The following is a 1,630-nucleotide window of genomic DNA, read 5'->3' as shown; positions in this document are numbered from 1 at the left end:
AGCGGTTGGGTCATGACGCAGTCGCCAATCCAGCTTGGGGTAATAATCAGGATTTTTTTGGACATAATGGAATGTGTTTTTAATTTTGGCTTATTGTAATACGATTTTTAAAAGGCCGTCTGAAACTCGGTTTAATCGCTCAGTTCAAAACGTACTGGTTGATACATGTCATTTCAGCGCGTGAAGCGTTTGTCTTCCCAATTTATCCGGCAAGTTCTGCAAATACCCAACCTGAAACACCAGGCCAAACGGCGGTAAGCAATATTTGCTTCATTTTTAAAACCTTATAAAAACAGAAAGGCCGTCTGAAATATTTTCAGACGACCTTTTTGTACTGGTTTAACGATGGTAGTTAGGCGCTTCTTTAGTGATTTGTACGTCGTGAACGTGAGATTCGCTCATACCGGCAGAAGTGATTTCCACAAATTCTGCTTTCTCGTGCATTTCAGCAATATTGGCACAACCCAAGTAACCCATGCTGGAGCGCAGACCGCCGGTCAGCTGGTGGATGATGTTCACAATCGGGCCTTTGTAAGGAACGCGGCCTTCGATGCCTTCAGGAACATATTTGTCTGTGCTGTCGGTTTTGTCTTGGAAGTAGCGGTCGGCTGAACCTTGGCTCATCGCACCCAACGAACCCATGCCGCGGTAAGACTTGTAAGAGCGGCCTTGGTAGAGTTCGATTTCGCCCGGTGCTTCTTCCGTACCGGCAAACATACCGCCAAGCATGACGCTATATGCACCTGCTGCCAGAGCTTTGGCAATATCGCCGGAGAAGCGGATACCGCCGTCGGCAATCAGGGGAACGCCGGTACCTTTCAGGGCTTCGGAAACATTGTGAATCGCAGTCAGTTGAGGCACGCCCACGCCGGCCACGATACGGGTCGTACAAATCGAGCCCGGGCCGATACCGACTTTAACGGCATCCGCACCTGCAGCCACCAAATCCAAAGCGGCTTTGGCAGTCGCGATGTTGCCGCCGATGACTTGGATGTGCGGATAAGTTTCTTTTACCCAACGCACACGATCGATAACGCCTTGGCTATGGCCGTGGGCAGTATCGACCACAATCACGTCCACGCCTGCTTCCACCAATGCTTTGACGCGCTCTTCGGTATCGCCGCCGGTACCTACCGCGGCACCGACGCGCAGGCGGCCTTCGGCATCTTTGTTGGCATTAGGGAATTCGGTTGTTTTCAGAATATCTTTAACTGTAATCAGACCTTTGAGTTCATCTTGGTCGTTCAATACCAAAACGCGCTCAACTTTGTGCGCATGCATGATTTCGCGGGCTTCGTCGATGCTGGTACCTTCAGGAACGGTAACCAAACGGTCGCGGGGGGTCATGATGGCAGAAACCGGCAGATCGACACGGTTTTCAAAACGCAGGTCGCGGTTGGTCACGATACCGACCACTTTGCCGTTTTCAACAACAGGCAGACCGGACATTTTGCGTTTGCGTTGTGCGCGCATTTCTAAAACTTCGCGGATCAATGCGGTCGGCGCAACGGTAACGGGATCTTTCACCACGCCGCTCTCATGGCGCTTCACTTTGGAAACGGCACGCGCTTGCAACTCCGGCGTCATGTTTTTATGGATAATGCCGATGCCGCCTTCTTGAGCCATAGAA

General features: G+C 51.2%; 1 protein-coding gene. It reads right to left on the bottom strand.

Annotated elements, in window-relative coordinates:
• Nucleotides 1-339 precede the first annotated feature (339 nt).
• Nucleotides 340-1,630, bottom strand: a 1,291-nt coding sequence (gene guaB, locus ACTHUT_RS19985) for an IMP dehydrogenase (RefSeq protein WP_440419561.1), incomplete at its 5' end; no start/stop codon positions are given.

The organism is Neisseria sp. P0022.S010, assembly GCF_051956635.1.
Note: the sequence above shows the minus strand (reverse complement) of the source record. Positions and strands in the feature narration are given on the sequence as shown.